Annotated in this window: 19 protein-coding genes; 8 read left to right on the plus strand and 11 right to left on the minus strand. The window is 73.0% G+C overall.

The window, feature by feature from the left end:
- The first annotated feature begins 89 nt into the window (after positions 1 to 89).
- Entirely contained in the window at positions 90 to 920 is an 831-nt protein-coding gene (locus OP04_RS38700; protein WP_232323901.1) for a helix-turn-helix domain-containing protein, read from the plus strand.
- Here the strand turns inward: OP04_RS38700 and OP04_RS38705 are convergent.
- The 6 genes from OP04_RS38705 to OP04_RS38730 form a co-directional block, all read right to left on the minus strand.
- Complete coding sequence (locus OP04_RS38705; RefSeq protein WP_085067109.1) at positions 917 to 1,897, minus strand: alcohol dehydrogenase catalytic domain-containing protein; 981 nt, start codon at positions 1,895 to 1,897, stop codon at positions 917 to 919. The two genes, OP04_RS38700 and OP04_RS38705, sit on opposite strands and share 4 nt — an antisense overlap.
- A gap of 51 nt (positions 1,898 to 1,948) precedes the next feature.
- A complete protein-coding gene (locus OP04_RS38710; RefSeq protein ID WP_051799743.1) occupies positions 1,949 to 3,322 on the minus strand; it encodes a glycoside hydrolase family 6 protein in 1,374 nt (457 codons plus the stop codon).
- A 62-nt stretch (positions 3,323 to 3,384) separates the two neighbouring features.
- Positions 3,385 to 4,059, minus strand: a complete 675-nt coding sequence (locus OP04_RS50560) for a hypothetical protein (RefSeq protein ID WP_051799744.1) — start codon at positions 4,057 to 4,059, stop codon at positions 3,385 to 3,387.
- Positions 4,060 to 4,105: 46 nt separating this feature from the next.
- Positions 4,106 to 4,813, minus strand: coding sequence for a hypothetical protein (locus OP04_RS38720; RefSeq protein ID WP_157240948.1), 708 nt, complete (start codon positions 4,811 to 4,813; stop codon positions 4,106 to 4,108).
- Between the two features lie 105 nt (positions 4,814 to 4,918).
- Entirely contained in the window at positions 4,919 to 5,857 is a 939-nt protein-coding gene (locus tag OP04_RS38725) for a LysR family transcriptional regulator (RefSeq protein ID WP_085067111.1), read from the minus strand.
- Positions 5,850 to 6,923 carry an XdhC family protein gene (locus OP04_RS38730; RefSeq protein WP_033345044.1) on the minus strand — a complete coding sequence of 358 codons (1,074 nt, stop codon included), beginning with the start codon at positions 6,921 to 6,923 and terminating at the stop codon, positions 5,850 to 5,852. Before OP04_RS38730 ends, OP04_RS38725 begins: the two co-directional genes overlap by 8 nt.
- Before the next feature lie 305 nt (positions 6,924 to 7,228).
- Between OP04_RS38730 and OP04_RS38735 the strand changes: the two genes are divergently transcribed.
- The 3 genes from OP04_RS38735 to OP04_RS38745 are packed head-to-tail and all read left to right on the plus strand — an operon-like array spanning position 7,229 to position 10,835.
- Entirely contained in the window at positions 7,229 to 7,678 is a 450-nt protein-coding gene (locus tag OP04_RS38735; protein WP_198154141.1) for a (2Fe-2S)-binding protein, read from the plus strand.
- Positions 7,678 to 8,655, plus strand: coding sequence for an FAD binding domain-containing protein (locus tag OP04_RS38740; RefSeq protein WP_033344960.1), 978 nt, complete (start codon positions 7,678 to 7,680; stop codon positions 8,653 to 8,655). The genes OP04_RS38735 and OP04_RS38740 overlap by 1 nt, the downstream gene beginning before the upstream one ends.
- Entirely contained in the window at positions 8,652 to 10,835 is a 2,184-nt protein-coding gene (locus tag OP04_RS38745; RefSeq protein WP_033344961.1) for a xanthine dehydrogenase family protein molybdopterin-binding subunit, read from the plus strand. The genes OP04_RS38740 and OP04_RS38745 overlap by 4 nt, the downstream gene beginning before the upstream one ends.
- Positions 10,836 to 10,854: 19 nt before the next feature.
- Here the strand turns inward: OP04_RS38745 and OP04_RS52460 are convergent, their stop codons facing one another.
- The 3 genes from OP04_RS52460 to OP04_RS38760 all read right to left on the minus strand — a co-directional run bounded on the left by OP04_RS52460 (position 10,855) and on the right by OP04_RS38760 (position 12,697).
- A complete protein-coding gene (locus OP04_RS52460; protein WP_085067112.1) occupies positions 10,855 to 11,223 on the minus strand; it encodes a hypothetical protein in 369 nt (122 codons plus the stop codon).
- 72 nt (positions 11,224 to 11,295) lie between these two features.
- Positions 11,296 to 11,838: a DinB family protein gene (locus OP04_RS38755; protein ID WP_033345045.1), complete on the minus strand. Its 543-nt coding sequence runs from the start codon at positions 11,836 to 11,838 to the stop codon at positions 11,296 to 11,298.
- A gap of 28 nt (positions 11,839 to 11,866) precedes the next feature.
- The gene (locus tag OP04_RS38760; RefSeq protein WP_033344963.1) at positions 11,867 to 12,697 is read right to left on the minus strand and encodes an aldo/keto reductase; all 831 of its coding nucleotides are present in this window, start codon (positions 12,695 to 12,697) and stop codon (positions 11,867 to 11,869) included.
- 85 nt (positions 12,698 to 12,782) lie between these two features.
- On the opposite strand from OP04_RS38760, the gene OP04_RS38765 reads away from it, so the two are divergent.
- Entirely contained in the window at positions 12,783 to 13,670 is an 888-nt protein-coding gene (locus OP04_RS38765; RefSeq protein ID WP_033344964.1) for a LysR family transcriptional regulator, read from the plus strand.
- 108 nt (positions 13,671 to 13,778) lie between these two features.
- The gene (locus tag OP04_RS38770; protein ID WP_033344965.1) at positions 13,779 to 14,225 is read left to right on the plus strand and encodes a hypothetical protein; all 447 of its coding nucleotides are present in this window, start codon (positions 13,779 to 13,781) and stop codon (positions 14,223 to 14,225) included.
- On the opposite strand, the gene OP04_RS38775 is transcribed toward OP04_RS38770, so the two are convergent.
- Positions 14,218 to 15,342 carry an FAD-dependent monooxygenase gene (locus OP04_RS38775; RefSeq protein ID WP_033344966.1) on the minus strand — a complete coding sequence of 375 codons (1,125 nt, stop codon included), beginning with the start codon at positions 15,340 to 15,342 and terminating at the stop codon, positions 14,218 to 14,220. The two genes, OP04_RS38770 and OP04_RS38775, sit on opposite strands and share 8 nt — an antisense overlap.
- Before the next feature lie 26 nt (positions 15,343 to 15,368).
- Positions 15,369 to 16,292, minus strand: coding sequence for a zinc-binding alcohol dehydrogenase family protein (locus OP04_RS38780; RefSeq protein WP_033344967.1), 924 nt, complete (start codon positions 16,290 to 16,292; stop codon positions 15,369 to 15,371).
- A 69-nt stretch (positions 16,293 to 16,361) separates the two neighbouring features.
- On the opposite strand from OP04_RS38780, the gene OP04_RS38785 reads away from it, so the two are divergent.
- Positions 16,362 to 16,985: a TetR/AcrR family transcriptional regulator C-terminal domain-containing protein gene (locus OP04_RS38785; RefSeq protein WP_033344968.1), complete on the plus strand. Its 624-nt coding sequence runs from the start codon at positions 16,362 to 16,364 to the stop codon at positions 16,983 to 16,985.
- Positions 16,986 to 17,027: 42 nt separating this feature from the next.
- A complete protein-coding gene (locus OP04_RS38790; RefSeq protein WP_033344969.1) occupies positions 17,028 to 18,458 on the plus strand; it encodes a hypothetical protein in 1,431 nt (476 codons plus the stop codon).
- The last annotated feature ends 548 nt before the right edge of the window (positions 18,459 to 19,006 follow it).

Below are 19,006 nucleotides of genomic sequence, written 5' to 3' on the forward strand. Positions count from 1 at the left end.
TGTGGAGATCACATTGCGTGCCCCGGGCACCGGCACACTGGCCCGGTTTGTGCCAGGCTCACCCGTACCCCCGGGGTGAGAATGGCCTGGTGAACCTCGCCACGCTGCTGCGCTCCTGGCGCGCCCGGGTGCAGCCCGCCGACGTCGGCCTGCCGTTCCGTGCCGGGACGCGCCGCACGGACGGGCTGCGCCGGGAGGAGGTCGCCTGGCTGGCCGGCGTCTCGCCCGACTACGTCAAACGCCTCGAACAGGGCCGGGCGCACCCGAGCGCCGCGGTCCTCACCGCGCTGTCGCGGGCCCTGCGGCTGTCCGACGCCGAGTACGAGCTCGCCTGCCGCCTCGCCGGGCACGCCCCGCGCGCGGCCGGGACCGTGCCGCGCCGGATCGGCCCGAGCGTGCAGCGACTGCTGGACCGGTTCGCGGACACGCCCATCGCGGTCTTCGACGCCACCTGGACGCTGCTGGAACACAACGAGCTGTGGACCGCGCTGACCGGCGACACCCATCCCAGGGGTACGCGTGCGACCAACCTGGTCTGGCGGTTCTTTCACGGCGAGACCGGCCGGGTCCGGCATCCCGACCCGGACTCCTACCGTGCCGCGATGGTCACCGATCTGCGCGACGCCGCCGCCCGGTATCCCGCCGACCCGGAGCTGGCCGGCATGATCGCGCAGCTGCGCCGCGACAGCGACGCGTTCGCCCGGTTGTGGGCGGACCCGACCGCGACCGCGTACGGCAACGAGCGCAAGACCGTCGACCACCCGCAGGTCGGCGCGCTCGACCTGGACTGCGACATCCTGTCCGTGCACGGCGCGGACCTGCGCATCATCGTCTTCACCGCCGCGCCCGGCACCGAGGCGGAGGGCCGGTTGAGGCTGTTGTCGGTGCTCGGGACGCAGGACATGAACACCCCGGCCTAGGGAAGCAGCACGATCTTGCCGGTAACCTGCCGGCTCTCGAGCAGCCGGTGGGCCTCCGCCGCCTGCGCGAGCGGCAGCGTGGTGACCTCGGGCGTGATCGCGCCGCCGGCCAGCAGCCCGACCAGGGCGTCGATGTCGGTACGGAAGCGGGCGGGATTCCTGCTGACCGCGCCTTCCACGGTGTGCAGGACGAGCCGGGGGCCGGGGGTGAGCATGGCGCGGGCGATGGCCGCGACCATGCCGCCCAGCGCGCGGGTGCGTGTTCGCCCGGTGCCGGACGCGAAGCTGAACCCGTAGGAGACCACGACACCGTCGCGGGCGGTGGCGCGGCGGGACAGGGCGAGCGACGGGCCGCCGACCGGGTCGAACGTCGCCGCCACCGGCATCGGCACCGAGGCCGCGTCCGCGGCCCACGTCGCCCCGAGCGCTTCCACGCGCGCGCGGCGCGGCGGGCTGGACGTGCCGTACACGGTGACGCCGGCCGAGAGGGCGATCTGGGTGAGCGCCGATCCGACGCCGCCGGCCGCCCCGAGCACGAGCACCGTGCTGCCGGGCCGTGGCCGCGCGATGTGGTGGAACATCTGGTACGCGGTGAGGTAGTTGAGCATCAGCGCGTCGAGCGTCGCCGCGTCGGCGTCCTCGGGCAGCGGCGCCGTCTGGGTCGCCGGGGCGAGCACATGGGTCGCGTAACCACCGGTGCCGACCAGTGCGCCGACGCGCTGCCCGGCGGTGAACCCGGTGACGTCCGGCCCGGTGGCGAGCACCCGGCCGACGGCGTCGAAGCCCAGCACGTGCGGCAGCCGGCCCGGGTTGAGTCCCTGCCTGGTGGTGACGTCGTTGAACGCGACCCCGGCCGCCTCGGTGCGAAGGAGAACCTGGCCGGCGCCGGGCACCGGTACCGGGCCGGTCTCGACCGTCAGGGCCTCGGGGCCGCCGGCGTGGCGCAGCCGGACCCTGGTCATGCTCTGCTCACTCATGCTTGAAACAATAAATGAGAAACTCAAGCATTTTGTCCGAGGTGACCGGCCTCACCCCACCGGCGGGTAGGCGTTGCGCACCAGGCCGGTGAACGCGGCCGGGAACCATTCGCCGCGCGGGGGCGCGCCGGCCATCGCGTTCGTCGGGCGGCTGGTGCCGCGGGGCGGCGGCATCTCGCCGTGCGGGTCGCAGCGCACGTCCTGGGTGAGGCTGCCGTCGGAGATGCCGGGCTGCTTGACCCAGGCGTACGCGTGCACGTGCGGGCGCGGGGTGGCGCGCGGCGGCTCGCCCAGCCCGGCCCCGGCCTGGTTGCACCAGGTGAACCGGACCTGGCGGCGGTCCACCTTGCTCTGGTCGACGAACGTGTTGATGTCGGTGGAGACGCTGGGCGCGACCGGACGGGCCGGGCCGCCCCAGCCGTTGCGGGACGTGTCCACCAGCGCGCCGATCCGGTCGGGGAAACCGGCCGCGACCAGGCGGGCGTGCATCGCGTCGACGAACGTGGACTCCTCCAGGTGGTCGTTCCAGTCGACCCACCGGGTCTGGATGATCGGCACGCCGTTGCGGGTCATGCCGATGTCGAGGAACGGCTCGTCGACCGGGTCGTAGTCGGCGACGTTGACGGCGAACCCGTCGACGCTGCCGACACCGCCGGGCGTACGGTCGGCCGCGGCGCGGACCAGGGTGGCGGCGGCCTGGAGATCCCCGGGCCAGCCGATCTGGTTCGAGGCGGTGACGTCGAGGTAGGCGGAGACGTGCGGGAGCTCGTGCAGGCGGGACAGCGCGTAGGGGATGGCGTCGAGGTAGACGCCGGCCTGTCTGGCCTGCTCACACTCGTACCATGGATAGCTTGTGGTGATCTGGTTCCCGAGTGAGTCGGGTTCGACGACCGTGGCGATCCGCAGGGCCCGATAGGCCGGGTCGGACAGGATCGTGGTGATCGGGTCGATGAAGCGCGTGCGGTACGCGGTCAGGCCGTCGCCGGGGACGGTCAGCTCGCCGGTCGGGGCGTGCGCGCAGCTGCGGTTCGGCAGGTTGTAGAGGACCAGGGTGATCACGACGGGGGTGCCGTCGCGGTCCTGCTGGGCGAGGGCGGCGTCGAGGTGGGCGCGAAGGCCGCGGCGGGCCGGGGTGCCGTCGACGGCGGCGATCGAGTCGAGCCAGACGGCGGTGGGACGGTGCGAGACCGCGGTCATCGCGGGGGCGAGGTCGCCGCCCTGCGCGGCGGCGGCCCGCACGGACGCGGACCAGTCGGGGTCGACGTAGCCGTGGGCACCGGCGAACGGGTTGGTGACCGGCGGGTCCGTGGCAGAGGTGACGTGGCGCGCGCCGGCCGCTGACGCGACGGCGGCCACGGTCCCGGCGGGGACCGTGGCCGACAGGACTGCCAGCGTGATCGGGACGATCCGGCTCCGCCAGCGCATATTCCACCCCATTAATCGACGTCAGTCGATTCAATCAGGATGGTGGCCGGAAGTCCACGGGCCTACTTGCCCAGCGACATGTAGGCGATCGTGTCGCCCTCCAGCTCGAACAGCAGCGTCCACCCCTCGTGCCCGGCCGCGGCCAGCGTGTACGCGGTGTCGGAGCTCTTCGTCAGACCCTTGCTCCCGTACGCCGCCTGCAGCTCCGCGAGCGTCGACCCGCGCTTGATCCCCTCGGCCGTGGTGGCGTCCTTCGGCGCCGCGACCACCTCGAGGCTGCCGTCCCGGAACGCGGCACCGCCCGCGTCGAGGAACGCGATCAGCCGGTCCGCGATCCGCACGGTCGAGTCCGCGTACGTCTGCGCGTCGTCCGCCGCCTCCTGCGCGGACGTGCCCGGATTGCGATCCGCCTCCTCGACCGCCTTCTCCAGCTCCTCGTCCGCGGCCATCCGCGCCGGATCCGGCGCCGGCCCGCCGACGAACGAGTACACGTTCTTGCCGAGCACGGTCGAGACCGGCGCGACCTGCAGCTCGCCGCCGGCCAACGCATCCTTCTCGGAGACCCCGACCGTGATCGTGCCGAACCCGTCCGGCCCGAAGTGCTTCACCGGTGCCACGGACGGCACGCTGCCGAGATCCTCAGTGGTGCCCGCCTCCGTGCCCGGCGAGCAGGCGGCCAGCAGCCCGGCCGCCGCGATGGCGCACAGCGTGCGCCTGACATATCCCCCGTTGATCATGCGGCGCAGCGTAGGTCGGCGTGTCAAGGCTCCACTGAGGAGTCAGTCAGGACAGTCCCGCCACCACGTCCCGCGCGAACGGCACCGCATAGCTCACCGTCGCCGACTTCGCCGCGTCCGCCAGCTGCTCGCGGGTGAGCTTCTCCCCGTGCAGCAGCTCCTCGATCGGCGTGCCCGGCACCTGGAACTGCAGGTTGACCACCGCGTTGCCGGCCAGGACCGAGCACTGGTACGACACCCCGCCGAGCGGCTGCGACGCCACGCACACGCCCCGGTCCCCCGCGCCCACGACCGGCGTCTCCGCGACGATCGAGATCGGGGTCTCGGTGCGATGCAGGTCGGCCAGGATCGCGTAGATCTGCGCGGCGTGGCCCGTGCTGCTCTTGTTCCACTCGCGGAAGTAGTAGGTCACGTTGATCGCCATCGAGGCCGGCCCGTCCTCGATCCACGAGACGATGCAGCCGTTGGTGTCGTCGCCCGTGATCGCGTCCGTGTCGTCGAAGACCGCCGAGGAGTCCGAGACCGTCGCGTCCCCGATCAGCCGCCGCACGTCCGTGCTGGTCAGCGTGTCGCAGACCTTGGGCAGCGTCGAGTACGGCCCGGTCTCGTACAGGGCGTAGCGGATCCCGAAGAACCCCACCGGCAACGCGACGACCGCCACCAGCGCGGCCACGGCGACGGCCAGCACGATCAGGCCGCGCCGCCGGGCCTGCCGTTTCGGTTCCGGCGCAGGGACGAACATCTGTGGCTGCACAGGTCGCACCCTAGTAACCGCACGCCACCCGCGCCATGCGCCGGGTCCATGGGGGGGTGTCCCGCCGGGTGGCGCGCTCTGGCTGAGCACGTCGAACCGACCGCCTCATCGGGTTCCCGGCCTGCTGACGGCGGCGCCGGTCAGCTCCCGGGCGGCGGCCCGGACCATGTCGCGCAGCCAGGTGTGGGCCGGGTCGCTGTCCAGGCGCGGATGCCAGATCATCCCGTAGGCGAACGCGTCGAACTCCTCCGGTGCCTCGACCAGCCGCAGCCGCGGGTCGGTGACCTGCTGTTCCGCGAGGCGGCGCGGGACGGTGCCGACCAGCGTGGTGCCGGGTACGGCGGCGGTCACCGCGCTGAAGTGGGTCACCCGCAGCGCGGCCCGGCGGCGGTGACCGGCGTCGTGCAGCCACCGTTCGACCAGCGGCTGCTCGTTCGCGGTCGGCGTGATGACCACGTGCCGGGCCTCGGCGTACGCGGCGAGCGTGAGCCGGTCGCGTACCGGATGATCGCGGTCGACGACGCAGGCCAGGTCGTCGGTGAACAGCCGCTCCCAGCGCAGCGGCGCGTCCGGGACCATCGGCGACAGCGCCAGGTCGGCGCGCCCGCGCGCGAGGTGGTGGTAGCTGTCCTGATCGCGCTGGTCGACGCGGATCTCCAGCTCGGGCGCGGTCCGGGCCAGCCGGGGCAGCAGGTACGGCCCGAGGACCGCGGTGGAGTAGTCCGTGCCGATGATCCGCAGCGTGCCGGTCGCGGCGGCCGGGTCGAAGGCACGCCCGGCGACCAGATCCTCGAGGCGGGGCAGCAGCAGGCCGATCTCGCGCCGCATCTCCCGGGCCCGCGGGGTCAGCTCGTAGTAGCTGCCGGCGCGGACCAGCAGCTCGTCGCCGAACAGCACGCGCAGCCGTTGCAGGGTGCGGCTCATCGCCGACTGGCTCAGGTGGCAGCGGACCGCGGCCCGGGACACGTGGCGCTCGTCGAGCAGGACCGCGAGCAGGTGCAGGTCGTGCACCATGAGCGCCGGCACGGTACGCGGTTCAGGCATGGATCGGTCCGGCGACGTCACGCAGCCGCCGTCCGGTGCCGCCGCGCGCCAGCGCGATGATCTCGGCCGCGATGCTGACCGCGGTCTCCTGCGGCGTGCTTCCGCCGAGGTCCAGCCCGATCGGCGAGGCGAGCCGGCCCGGGTCGACGCCGGTGTCCGCGAGCCGCCGCAGCCGGTCGTCGTGGGTGCGGCGGGAGCCCATGGCGCCGACGTAGGCGACCGGCAGCCGCAGCGCGACGTCGAGCACGGGCACGTCGAACTTCGGGTCGTGGGTGAGCACGCACAGCACGGTCCGGGCGTCCACCCTCCCGGCGGAGACCTCGGCCGTCAGGTAGCGGTGCGGCCAGGCGACGACGACCTCGTCGGCCGCGGCGAACCGTTCCGCGGTCGTGAAGACCGGCCGGGCGTCGCAGACCGTGACCCGGTAGCCGAGGAACGTGCCGATCCCGGCGACGGCCGCGGCGTGGTCGGTCGCCCCGAAGACGATCATCCGGGCCGCCGGCACGAACGCCGTGACCAGGACCCGGACGTCGCTGCCGTACTCCAGCTGCCCGGTCTTCCCGGCCTCCAGCATCCGGCGGCCGTCGGCGGTGGCCGCGTCGTCCAGCCGCTGTTGCCCCAGCGATCCGGTCCGCTCGTCCGCGGTGAGCACCAGGTGCGTACCGAGCAGGTCCGGCGGCCCTTCGATGCAGGTCAGCAGCGCGACCGGCCGGCCCGCGGTGACGTGCGCGGCGAGCGCGGGCAGTTCCGGGAAGCCGGCCGGTTCGACGAACAGCTCCAGCGTCCCGCCGCAGGGCAGGCCGACCTCGAACGCGTCGTCGTCGCTGACCCCGAACCGGGCCGTGCCCGGCGGCCCGCCCTCGGCCGCCTCCCGGCACAGCTCGTAGGCGGCACCCTCCACGCAGCCGCCGGACACGCTGCCGACCACGGACCCGTCCGCACGGACCAGCATCGCCGCGCCCGGCCGTCGCGGCGCGCTGGCCCAGGTAGCGGTCACCGTGGCGAGCCCGGCGCGCTCTCCGGCGGACCAGGCTTGCAGCAGGCTGTCGAGCAGGTCGGCGTTCATGCCGTCCACTGTGCCGGGCGACGGCCCCGGCACCCAACGCGCGACGCGGATACCCGCTATGCGCCCCGCGCATGATGCCTGGCCGTGGTCCCGGTATACGCGGCACGCATACCCGTCTCCCGCCGTACGCGTTGGCGACGGCACCGTCCACCCGGGACGCTGCCGCCATGACGGAGAGCTATGGAATTTCCCGGCGGGAGCTGCTCGGCCGTTCCGGCACCGTGGCCGCGGTCGCCGCGACCGTGCCACTGGCCGTCGCGGACACCGCCCCGGCACGGGCCACGACCGGTGAGGTCGGCGTGCGGATGACGGTCAACGGCAGCGTCACGCCACTGACCGTCGACCCGCGCGAGACGCTCCTGGACGTGCTCCGGGAACGGCTGCACCTGACCGGGACGAAGAAGGGCTGCGACCGCGGCCAGTGCGGGGCGTGCACTGTGCACGTCGACGGCGAGCGGGTCGTCTCCTGCCTGACGCTGGCCGCCACGCTCGGCGGTTCCCGGGTCACCACGATCGAGGGCCTGGCGCGCGGCGACCGGCTGCACCCGCTGCAGCAGGCGTTCATCGACCACGACGGTTTCCAGTGCGGGTTCTGCACGTCCGGCCAGATCATGTCCGCGGCCGCGGTCCTCGCCGACGGCAGGGCGCGCACCGACGACGAGGTCCGGGAGCAGATGTCCGGCAACCTCTGCCGGTGCGGGGCGTACCCCGGCATCGTGGCCGCGATCCAGCAGGCCCGGAAGGAGGCGAGCTGATGCGCGAGTTCCGGTTCGAACGCCCCGGCACCGTCGCCGACGCGGTACGCCGGCCCGCCCCCGGCACCGCCTTCCTCGCCGGCGGCACCACGCTCGTCGACCTGATGAAGCTGGAGGTGATGACGCCGGCGCGGGTGCTGGACATCAACCGGCTGCCGCTGCGCGGGATAGACCAGACCCGCGACGGCCTGCGGATCGGCGCGCTGGAACGGATGCGGGACGTGGCCGCCCACGACCTCGTCCGCCGCCGCTATCCGATGCTGGCCCAGGCCCTGGAGGCGAGCGCGTCCGGGCAGCTGCGGAACATGGCCAGCATCGGCGGGAACCTGCTGCAGCGCACCCGGTGCGGCTACTTCCGCGACGTCAGCGTGCCGTGCAACAAGCGGGCGCCGGGCAGCGGCTGCCCGGCGATCGAGGGCGAGAACCGGATGCACGCGGTCCTCGGGGCCAGCGACGCGTGCGTGGCCACCCACCCCAGCGATCTCGCGGTGGCGCTGGTGGCGCTGGACGCGACCGTGCGGCTGCGCAGCCGGGCCGGGACCCGCGACGTCGCGCTGCGCGACTTCCACCTGCTGCCCGGCACCACCCCGGAGCGTGAGCACGACCTGCGGCCCGGCGAGCTGGTCACCGACGTGATCGTGCCGGACCTCGGCTGGGCGTCCCGGTCGGTGTACGTGAAGATCCGCGACCGGCAGTCGTACGAGTTCGCGCTCGCCTCAGCCGCGGTCGCGGTCCGCCGCGACGGCGACACCATCGCGGAGGCGCGCGTGGCGGTCGGCGGCATGGGCACCCGCCCGTGGCGGCTCCCGGCCGTCGAGGCGGCGCTGGCCGGACGCCCCGCGGCCGAGGCGTCCTACACGGCCGCGGCCGAACACGCCACCGACGGCGTACGACCGCTGCGGCACAACGCTTTCAAGCCCGCGCTGATGCGCCGCACGCTGGTCCGCGCGCTGCTGGAACTGGAGAGGATCCGATGAGCGTCTCCCCGATCGGGCGCGAGACCGCCCGCGTCGACGGCCCGCTGAAGGTCACCGGCCGGGCGCCGTACGCCGCCGACTACCACCCGGACGGCCTCGTCCACGGCCATCTCGTCCTCGCCACCGTCGGCCGGGGCACGCTGCGCGCCATGGACGTCACCCGCGCCGAGGCCGCACCCGGCGTCATCGCCGTCTACACCCCGTTCCAGCCGGTACGGCTGATCAACACGTTCCAGGGCTTCGGCGCGGAGAACTACGTGCCGCTGCAGGACACCACCGTCCGGTTCCGCGGCCAGATCATCGGCCTGGTCGTCGCCGGCACGTTCGAGCAGGCCCGCGACGCCGCCGCGCTGATCACCGCCGACTACGCCGGCACACCGCCACGCACCTCGCTCGCCGACGCCGGCCCCGGCCGGTCCCAGGACATCGTGCAGGTGCTCGCCCCCGGCGTGGCCTCCATCGACGACGTGCTGCGCGCCGGCCCGGTCACGATCACCACCACCGTCACCCAGCCCGCCCAGCACCACGTCGCCATGGAACCGCACGCGACCACCGCCACCTGGGAGGACGACCAGCTCACCGTCTACAGCGGCGCCCAGATGCCGCAACGCAGCGCGCCCGCGATCGCCGCCGGCCTCGGCATCGACCCGGCCAAGGTCAGGCTGATCTGCCGCTACACCGGCGGCGGATTCGGCGGCCGCTCACCGGCCTGGAACGAGGCCAAACTGTGCGCGGCCGCGGCCCGCGCGCTCGGCCGCCCGCTCAAGGTCGTCCTCAGCCGCGAACAGGTGTTCACCACCGTCGGGCACCGGCCGGCGGTGCGGCAGACCGTCCGGCTCGCCGCGCAGGCCGACGGGCGGCTCCTCGCGCTCGCCCACGACAGCGACGCCGAATATCCCGCCGCCGGCGGCTGGCCGCTGATCCCCGCCCAGCACACCTCCGGCGTCCTCTACCGCACCCCGAACCTGCGTCTCGACCAGCGGCTCGTCACCCTGGACACGCCGTCGACCTGGGCGATGCGGGCCCCCGGCGAGGCACCCGGATCGTTCGCGCTCGAAACCGCGCTCGACGAACTCGCCGCGCGCACCGGCGTCGACCCGGTCGAGCTGCGGCTGCGCAACTACGCCACCCAGCACCCGGTCGAGGGCCGCCCGTTCTCCAGCAAACACCTCGACCAGTGCTACCGGCTCGGCGCCACCCGCTTCGGCTGGGACCGGCGGCCCGCCCGCCCGCGCTCGCGTACCGACGGTGACTGGCTGATCGGCATGGGCATGTCGACCGCCGCCTACCCCACAGACCGAGAAGCCGCCACGGTACGGGTGCGCTTCCACGACAACGGCCGGGTCAGCGTCGCCTCCGGCACCTCCGACCTCGGCACCGGCGCCTGGACCGTGCTCGCCGTGGCCGGCGCCGACACGCTCGGACTGCCCGTCGAGGTGATCGTCCCGGAACTCGGCGACTCCGCGCTGCCACCCGGCGGTGTCGGCGCCGTCGGCTCCGCGGTCACCGCCAACACCATGCCCGCGGTACGTGCCGCAGGCCGCGCCGCCATCGGCACGCTGCTGCGGGCCGCGGTCGAGAACCCGCGCTCCCCGTTCCACGGCCTCGACCCGGCCGACGTCAGCTACCGGCAGGGCCGCCTCCACTCCGGCCGCAGGTCGATGGGCTTCGACGAGCTGCTGCGCGCGATCGGCACGCCGGCACTGGACGCGATCGGCGCCACCGACCCGGCCCAGGACAGCCCGTACGCGTTCCACAGCTTCGGCGCCCACTTCTGCGAGGTCCGCGTCCACCGGCTGACCGCCGAGATCAGGGTCAACCGGTTCACGTCCGTGTTCGACGTCGGCACCGTCATCAACGCCCGGACCGCCCGCAGCCAGTTCATCGGCGGCATCATCTGGGGCATCGGGCACGCGCTGCTCGAAGCCGACCCGATCGAGCCCGACGGCCGGTACGCGGCCGCGACCATGGCCGACTACCTCGTCCCCGTCAACGCCGACATCCCGGACATCGACGTGCACTGGCTCGGCTACCCGGACCCGCACATCAGCGAATCCGGCGCCCGCGGCCTCGGCGAACTCGGCACTGTCGCCTCTGCCGCCGCGGTCGGCAACGCCGTCTACAACGCCACCGGCATCCGCGTCCACGACCTCCCGATCACCCTCGACAAGCTGCTCTGACACCCGTGCCGACCGGTAGTCAGGATCTCTTCGAAGGCGTATTCACCCACCGTGTGAAGTGGCGCCAGAGAAACCGGACCGGCGCCCGCACCACGAGATAGACGGCACCGAAGATCGCCGACAGCACCCAGTCGACGACCTTGGCCCACGCCCGCGCGACAGCGTCGAAAAGGACGACGAACGGCAGGAACAGGAAGTAGATCCCGAGCGTCATGACGCCGAGCAGCAGGTGCCCCCAGATCGGCATCCCGGCCAGTTCATACTCCAGCGGGTTCGGCTCCCGCTTCTGCCGGGGCGGGGGCGGCGGCGGTGGCTGATACGGATAGCCCGGCGGCGGAGGAGGCGGGGGCGGCGACTGGTACGGCTGCCGGGGAGGCTCGGGATACATCGGCTCAATGTAGAAACGCCCGGCAACATCACCCCGGTCTCTCGTCGATGTGCGACCGGCTCCGGCAACTCCTCAATCGCTGATCAGGCGGGCGGCCCGCTCGAGCTTCGCGTGGTGGGCCGCGCGGGCCGCCGTGTCGATCTCCGCCTCGAGCGCGGCCCGAAGCCCGGTCCGGCCGTCGAGCTGCTCACGCAGGATGTCGGCGTGGCCGTGGATGATGACGCCGAACAGCGTGACGTCGGGCTGCGGCCACCACGGGACGCGGCCGGGCGCGTCGACGGGAAGCTCCTCGATCGCCGCGTCCGTGTGCGTCCAGGCGCGCCGGTAGAAGTCGATGATCTGGTCGCGGCTCTCGTCCGGGCTCGCCCACAGGTCGCTGCCGTCCGCGTCCTGCCATCGCACCAGCGGCTCCGGGAACGGACGGCCGAAGACCTCGCCGAAGTACCGGGCCTCGCAGGTCGCCATATGCTTCACCAGGCCGAGGAGATTCGTTCCCGTCGCCGTCAGCGGACGCCGCACGTCGTATTCGGACAGGGCGTCGAGCTTCCAGATCAGCACCTCACGGACCGTCCGGAGCCGGCCGTGCAGGAAGTCCTTCGCGACATCGTCGATCATGGCGACGAGCTTGCCACGGGGCACCCTTTCAGAGGAGGGCGATCTCCGCGCTGGTCAGCCGAATGTCGGCGGCGGCGAGGTTGTCGCGGAGGTGGCCGGTGCGGGAGGTGCCGGGGATCGGCAGCAGCGCCGGTGACCGGTGCAGCAGCCAGGCGAGCGCGATCGCGGCGGGCCGCACACCCCGGGCACGGGCGGCCTCGGTGAGCGCCGTCCCCGTCGTGAGGCCGCCGGTGTTCAGCGGCGCGAACGGGATGAAGGCCAGCCCGTGGGACTCGGCGTAGCGCAGCACGTCCTCGGACGTACGGTCGGCGAGGTTGAAGCGGTTCTGCACCGACACGATCGGCACGATCCGGGCGGCCTCCTCGAGCTGACGCACGCTGACCCCGGACAGGCCGACGTGCCGGATCTTGCCCTCGTCGCGCAGCTGGGCGAGCGCGCCGATCTGGTCGTCGAACGGCACGGTCTCGTCGACGCGGTGCAGCTGGAACAGGTCGATGCGGTCGAGGCCGAGCCGGCGCAGGCTCAGCTCGGCCTGCTGGCGCAGGTATTCCGGGCGGCCACAGCGCGGCCACGGTCCCGGGCCGGTGATCGGGCCGGGCCGGACCAGGCCGGCCTTCGTGGCGATGACGAGCCCGTCCGGGTAGGGGTGCAAGGCCTCGCGGATCAGCTCCTCGGCCACCGCCGGCCCGTACGAGTCGGCCGTGTCGATGAAATCGACCCCGGACTCGACGGCCAGCCGCAGGACGCGCAACGCCTCGCCGCGGTCGGCCGGCGGCCCCCAGATGCCGGGGCCGGTCAGCCGCATCGTGCCGAATCCGAGGCGGTGCACGGTCAGGTCGCCGCCGATGGTGATTTTCATGCCTCAAGCCTGACCTCGGCGATTCATCAGGTCCAACGAGTAATCTCGTTGGTGTCATCGTCGGAATCGTTTAATCGGTAGGCGCATGGACGACCGCAAACTTGAGTGCTTCGTCGCGGTGGCGGAGGAGCTCAACTTCACCCGCGCCGCCCAGCGGCTCTACGCCACGCAGTCGACCGTGTCGGCCGCGCTGCGATCGCTGGAGGAAGAACTCGGGGCGAGCCTGTTCACCCGCACCACCCGCAGTGTCACGCTCACCGAGGCCGGGGCAGCGTTCCTGCCCGAGGCGCGGGCCGCGATCGAAGCACTCGACCGGGCCCGCGCGGCCGTCGCGCCGGAGACTGCCGGGCTGCGCGGCAGCCTCACCATCGGCACGCTGCACAGCATCACCACCGTCGACGTTCCCGCATTGGCCGGCGAATTCCACCGCCGCCACCCCGGGGTACGCCTGCGGGTGGAAATCTCCGCGCGCGGCGCCGCCGGGCACATCGAACGGGTCAAGGCCGGATTCCTCGACCTCGCCCTGGTCAGCGACGCGGAGAACGAGCCGGGCGTGCAGGTGACGCCGCTGCGCGTCGTACCCCTGGCGCTGTTCGTTCCTTCCTCGCACCGGCTGGCCGCGCGATCCGTCGTGAGCATCGCCGACCTGGCCGGCGAGCGCTTCATCGATCTGCCGGCCGGATTCGGCCAGCGGACCGCCGTCGACCGGGCCTTCGCCGAGGCGGGCGTCCACCGTGACCTCTGTGTCGAGACGATGGAGATCGCGGCCGTCGCGCAGTACATCCACCACGGCCTCGGCATCGGCTTCCTGCCGGCCGGTTACACGACCCAGCTGCCGACGGTACGCATCCGGGGCGTCACACTCGGCTGGACGCTGTCGGCAGCCACCGCCGCGGGCCGCGGCCGCTCCCGCGCCGCCCAGGAACTGATCGCACTGCTGCCCGCTCATACACGGACGGACACGCCCTTCTGACCCAGCACGTTCAGCCGATGGCGGCCGGCACTGTTCGGCGGCCGGCCGGGACCGGCCTGAACCGGACCGGCCAGGACTCCCGGCCGCCAGGCGGAAGGAATCCAACCGGTGTCCCAGTTCCACAACGTCTTCTGTGCCTCGCCGGCCGCCCTCTCCCGCACGGACCTTGCCGGCCGGATCGAGGACGCCTGGTACGGCGACGGCGAGCCCGCCTTCGCCCCGGTGCCGGACACCGACCCGGCCTGGCAGCGGCTCGAGGTGCGGCTGCCCGGCATCGGGCGGCCGATCGTGTTCCTTCACGACACCGGCGTGGCCGAGATCGGCGAGCTGGTGGACGAAGCCGCCGGCGCACCACCGACCCCGTTGCGCCCGGAGACCGCCGAGCGGCTGCGCGGCACCCGTCAGATCATCGGCATCGAGATCATGCCGGACGGGCTCGACGACGACGCGTGGGAGATGCTCGACCTCGTGCAGGCCTTCATCGCACGCGAGCTCGACGGCCTCCTGTTCACCCCCGACGGCGTGTACGACGCCCGCCTTCAGCGCATCAGCTGACGGCCGCGAGCGCCCTTCGCCGCCGCGATCGGCCGGCCGTGCGCAGCAGGGCCGACCGCACCCCCTCCGCCACCACCCCCGACGGCACGAAGAGCTGCTGCTTCAGCCGTGTCACGCGCTGGTGCCGTGTGATCAACGGCCGCAGCCGCCCCTCCCACGCGGCCAGGGATGCGCCGAGATCCCCCGGATGCTCCCCCAGCGCACGCCCCAGCTCCACACCCCCGTACAGCCCCGCCGTCGCCCCCATCCCCGAGTACAGGTTCAGGCACCAGGCCGCGTCGCCGAGCAGCAGCACGCGCCCGCTGCTCCACCGCCGCATCCGCACCTGGTGCACGGAGTCGAACAGATGGTCCGGCGCCGATTCCAGCGAGTCCAGGACGTGCCGGACGGCCACGTCGTCCATCCCGGCGAACACGTCCCGCAGGTGCGCGGCATGATCAGCCGGGAAGATCCGGTGCTTCGTGCGGTAGGTCAGCAGCGCCGTCGGCGGCCGGTCCGTGAACCCGAACACCCACGCCGCCCGACCGGCCCGCGCGCTGGTGACGCTGTCCTCCGGGCCGAACCCCGGCACCTGCCGCTCGAGCGGGAACGCGCAGATCATCGCGTCCCAGTTGGTCAGGAACCGTTCGTGCGGCCCGAACACGAGCTGCCGCACCGTCGATCGCATCCCGTCCGCGCCGACGACCAGGTCGAACGTCTCCGTGCGGGTCGCCGGCCCGGCGAGCGTGACCTCCACCCCGGCGCCGGTCTCCGCGAACGCGACCGGCGTGGTGGCGAACCGCACCTCCGCGTCCAGCCGCTCCCAGAGCGCGGCCTCGATGTCGCCGCGGACGACCGCTGCCGGCCGTCCCGGCTGGTCCAGGAACCCCAGTCCCGGCGCGCGTTCCCCGCGCCGGTCGATGGCCCAGGCCCGGCCCTCGGGGTTGCGGACGTGGATGTCGATCCCGAGGTCATCGGCCGCCTGCCGTCCCAGCGGCAGCACACCGATGAAATATCCGCCGGTACGCCGTGCGGCCGCCCTCTCGACGATGACGGGTGTCCACCCGGCCCGGCGCAGTCCGATCGCCGCGGACATCCCCGCGATCCCCAGCCCGACCACCAGCGCGCGCTTGCCCATGCTCTTCCCCTCCCCGAGATGCACGATCAGCCGGGAACGACCACGGCACGGCTACGCCCCTGGTGCGCCCACGCCGACCCGACCTCGCTGAGCGTGTATGCCTCGTACGGCGCCGACAGTTCCCCCGCGGCCAGGCTGTCCAGGAACGCCGGCAGCGCGCCGAGCATCTCCTCCTTGGACACCGACCCCCGCCCGCTGCCGCTGATCCGGATCCGCCGGCTGCGCAGCGGTGACGCCGGCACGGCCGCGTTCTCCCCCGCCAGCGACCCGATCTGCACGTACGCGCAGTCCTCGACGCGCGCCTGCCCGAGCGCCGTGAGCGCGGTCTCCGCAATCGGCCCCCACAGGAAGTCGAGCACCAGCGTCGGCGCCGCCTCGGTCACGACCTCTGCCAGCGTCCCCGGCCCGGGATCGGCGATCGACACGGTCTGCGCGCCGCGCGCCGCAAGGCGTCCGAGCGCCTCCGGGTCACGCCCGGCCGCGATCACGTGCTTCGCGCCGAGCGCGTACGCCGCCTGCACGGCCATGGTTCCCGACATGCCGGTGGCGCCGAGCACGAGGACCGTATCCAGACCTCCGGTCTCGTCGCGCCGGGCGACCAGCGGCATCCAGCCGGACAGCCCCGGGTTGACGCCGGCCGCGACCGCGAGCGGGTCCGCACCGGCCGGCAGCGGTATGCCGAACGGCGTGACCATGCGCTCGGCCATCGTGCCCCACGGCGCCTGGGCGAAGCCGGTGTAGACCAGCCGCCCGTCGGCCGTACGGGCGACCGCGTCGATGCCGGGGACCAGCGGATACGCATCAGGGCTGGCGTAGTGCCGGCCGGCGGCGATCCCGCGGACGACGTTGTGCACGCCGGCGGCGACCAGCGTCATCGGCACCCCGTCCGGCTCGGGAAACTCGGTGCAGATGGGCGGTGTGCCGGGGTTCGTGACGACTGCAGCACGCATCTCGCGTCGCTCCTTAACTAAGTTAAGCTGACTCGTCGAGCGTGCCTTAACTAAGTTAAGCTGTCAAGCATGACCAAGGGCATCACCCGCGCACGGATCGTCACGGCCGCACTGGAACTGCTCGACGAGAAGGGCATCGACGCGGTCACCGTCCGCGCGCTGGCCACCGCGCTCGGGGTGAAACCGCCCGCGCTCTACTACCACGTGCGCGACAAGCAGGAACTGCTCGACGAGATGAGCACCGAGATCTACCGGCGCGTCGCCACCGGGCTCGCCGCCATGACACCGCACGCGCACTGGCGCGACGACCTGGCCGGGTTCGCCCGCCTGCTGCGCGCCGAGTTCCTGCTGCACCGAGACGGCGCCCGCACGTTCAGCGGCACCCGGATCACCGACCCCGGCGTCCCCCGCGCACAGGAACCGTGGCTGGCCCGGTGGGCCGCGGCCGGGCACTCGCTGCCCGCGATCATGGACGCGCTCGACCTGGTCTCCGCGTTCGTGGTCGGCTTCGTCATCGAGGAGCAGGAACAGCGCCAGGGCGGCCCGGAGCGCTACTCACTCCCCCAGCGCGACGAATGGCTCGGCGACGACGCGCCGCTGGTCAGGCAGTCCGGCCACGCCCGCGACCACGGCGACCCCCGCTTCGAACGCCACCTCGGCATCCTGCTCGACGGCATCGCCGGAGACTCCTGACACATCGCTCAGGAAACAGCCCGGCCGGACGACGGTGCGGCGGTGACGTACCCCTGGACAGCCTGGGCCGGCGCCGCCGCGTCCGATGACCGGTTCGGCCTGATGCTGACGCTGCTCGACGCCGGCACCGCCAAAGATCAAGATCAAGGCCCTGATCCGGGGGTACGCCGCGCGGCGCTGCTCCTGCACGACGGCCGCCCCGCCGACGCACTCGCGACGCTGCGGGAAGTCGGCGTGACCGAGCTGCCGGGCGCGACCGAGACGTCCTGGTCGCAGCTGGTCCTGGCGGCCGCGCGCGCCGCGTCCGGGGACCAGGTCGCGCACCGGTCGCTGATGGCCTGGGCCGGCCGCATCACCGGCGACCCGCGCATGTACTACCTGGTGGCGGCCGCCGCGACCGGCGTCGGCGACCGGGCGACCGCGGACCTGGCCTGGGAGACGCTCACGACCGGCTACGAGATCGTCACGCCGCTGACCGCCGCCCGGCACGCCGCCGCCAGGGTCGCGCGGCGTGACACCGGCGACCCGGTGCTCGCGGTCGCGATCGCCGCCATGGAACTGCACCACCTGGGCGTACCCGTGGAGAAGGATCCTGGTCCTGCCCTGGAGGCGGTGCGGGATCTGCGGGCCCGCGGCGATCATGAGGGCGCACGGCTGCTGCTGCACGCGGTACGCCGCCGGGTCCCCGCCGTCCCCGCGCTGGACGCGGCCCTGGCCGCGCTGACCCCGGCCGCCGCGATGCGCCGCCACCTGATCACGGTCGTCGCGATGTGGTCCCTGGTCCCGCTCGTGCTGCTCCCGGCCGTCTTCGCGCTGCACCTTCCCGGGCTCATCGGCGGGCTCCTCGCACTGGCGGCCCGGCTGGCGTGGGAGCGCTGGATTCCGATCCCCGGGCTGAGCCGCGCGGACAGCCTGGTGTGGCGGGCGTTCCGCGCCGTCGGCTACGACCCGTTCACCGACCCGACCGCACCGCCGCCGAAGGACCAGAAGGGCTACTACGGGCTGGCCGGGCTCCTGGCCCTGATCTTCGTGGCGATCCCGCTGTCCCTGACGGTGGAGCGACTGCTGCCGGACGGCGCGGCACGTACCGGCATGTATCTGCTCCTCTGCCTCGGCCTCCCGGCGCTCGGCTACGTCGCCGCACGTCAGGCCCACCACTGGATGCGCGCCCGCGCGCACGCACGCCGCCGGGCGGTGGAGACCCGCGCGCGGCTGTCCGAGGCACGGCGATGCCACTGCTGGCAGCTGCACACGATCGCCGGCGACATCGCCGACGAATACCTGCACCACCACCTGCGCGCCGAGCCGTTCGACGACGCGCCGCCGTCGCTGCGCGGCAAGGTCTGGCTGGGCCGCTGCACCGCGACGGACACGGTCTGGCTGGCCGTCCCCGGCAGCCGCACCCTGCTGCTGCGCGGCGCGATGACGCCCCAGGAGGAGCAGCAGCCCGAGTCCGTCGGCATGTACCTCTGAACGGCACGGGCCCCGCGGTGCGCCGGGCCGCGGGGCCCGTGCGTCACCTCTGGACGGACTCACGCATCCGGCATTGTTCACCCGTCATCGATGCCGCGACTCACTCTCGAATCGCAGCCGCTCGCTGTCGGTAAGAATCACGACTCGTGCAGGCCGGTCGCGATCCCATCCGGTGGGAAGGAGGAACCAGCGGTTGCTGCGGGCTGCCGTAGCTTGTGTATCACTGCGGACCAACTGGGCACGATTGCCGAGGATGCGCCCTGAAGGAGCGACATCCCTTCCCCGCCTGTGACGTTTGGAACGAACAGCACAGCACCCCCGGCATGACCCGCGGCTGGGTGCCCCGGACGGTCCGGTTCCGCTGCGCGAGCCGCTGCATCTGACCAAGACTGTGATGTTCGACTGGCCCGCACCGGACAACTCCACCACCCGTGCCTACTGCAGGGGTTCTCGCACAGCACCTGCTTCGGCATGCGCGTCCGCATCGGCCAGAAACCGTCAGGCCACCTCCTATCGTCGCCGCATACCCTCGCGAAGAACTGCCGGCT

The organism is Catenuloplanes japonicus (assembly GCF_000717135.1).
Classification (GTDB): domain Bacteria; phylum Actinomycetota; class Actinomycetes; order Mycobacteriales; family Micromonosporaceae; genus Catenuloplanes; species Catenuloplanes japonicus.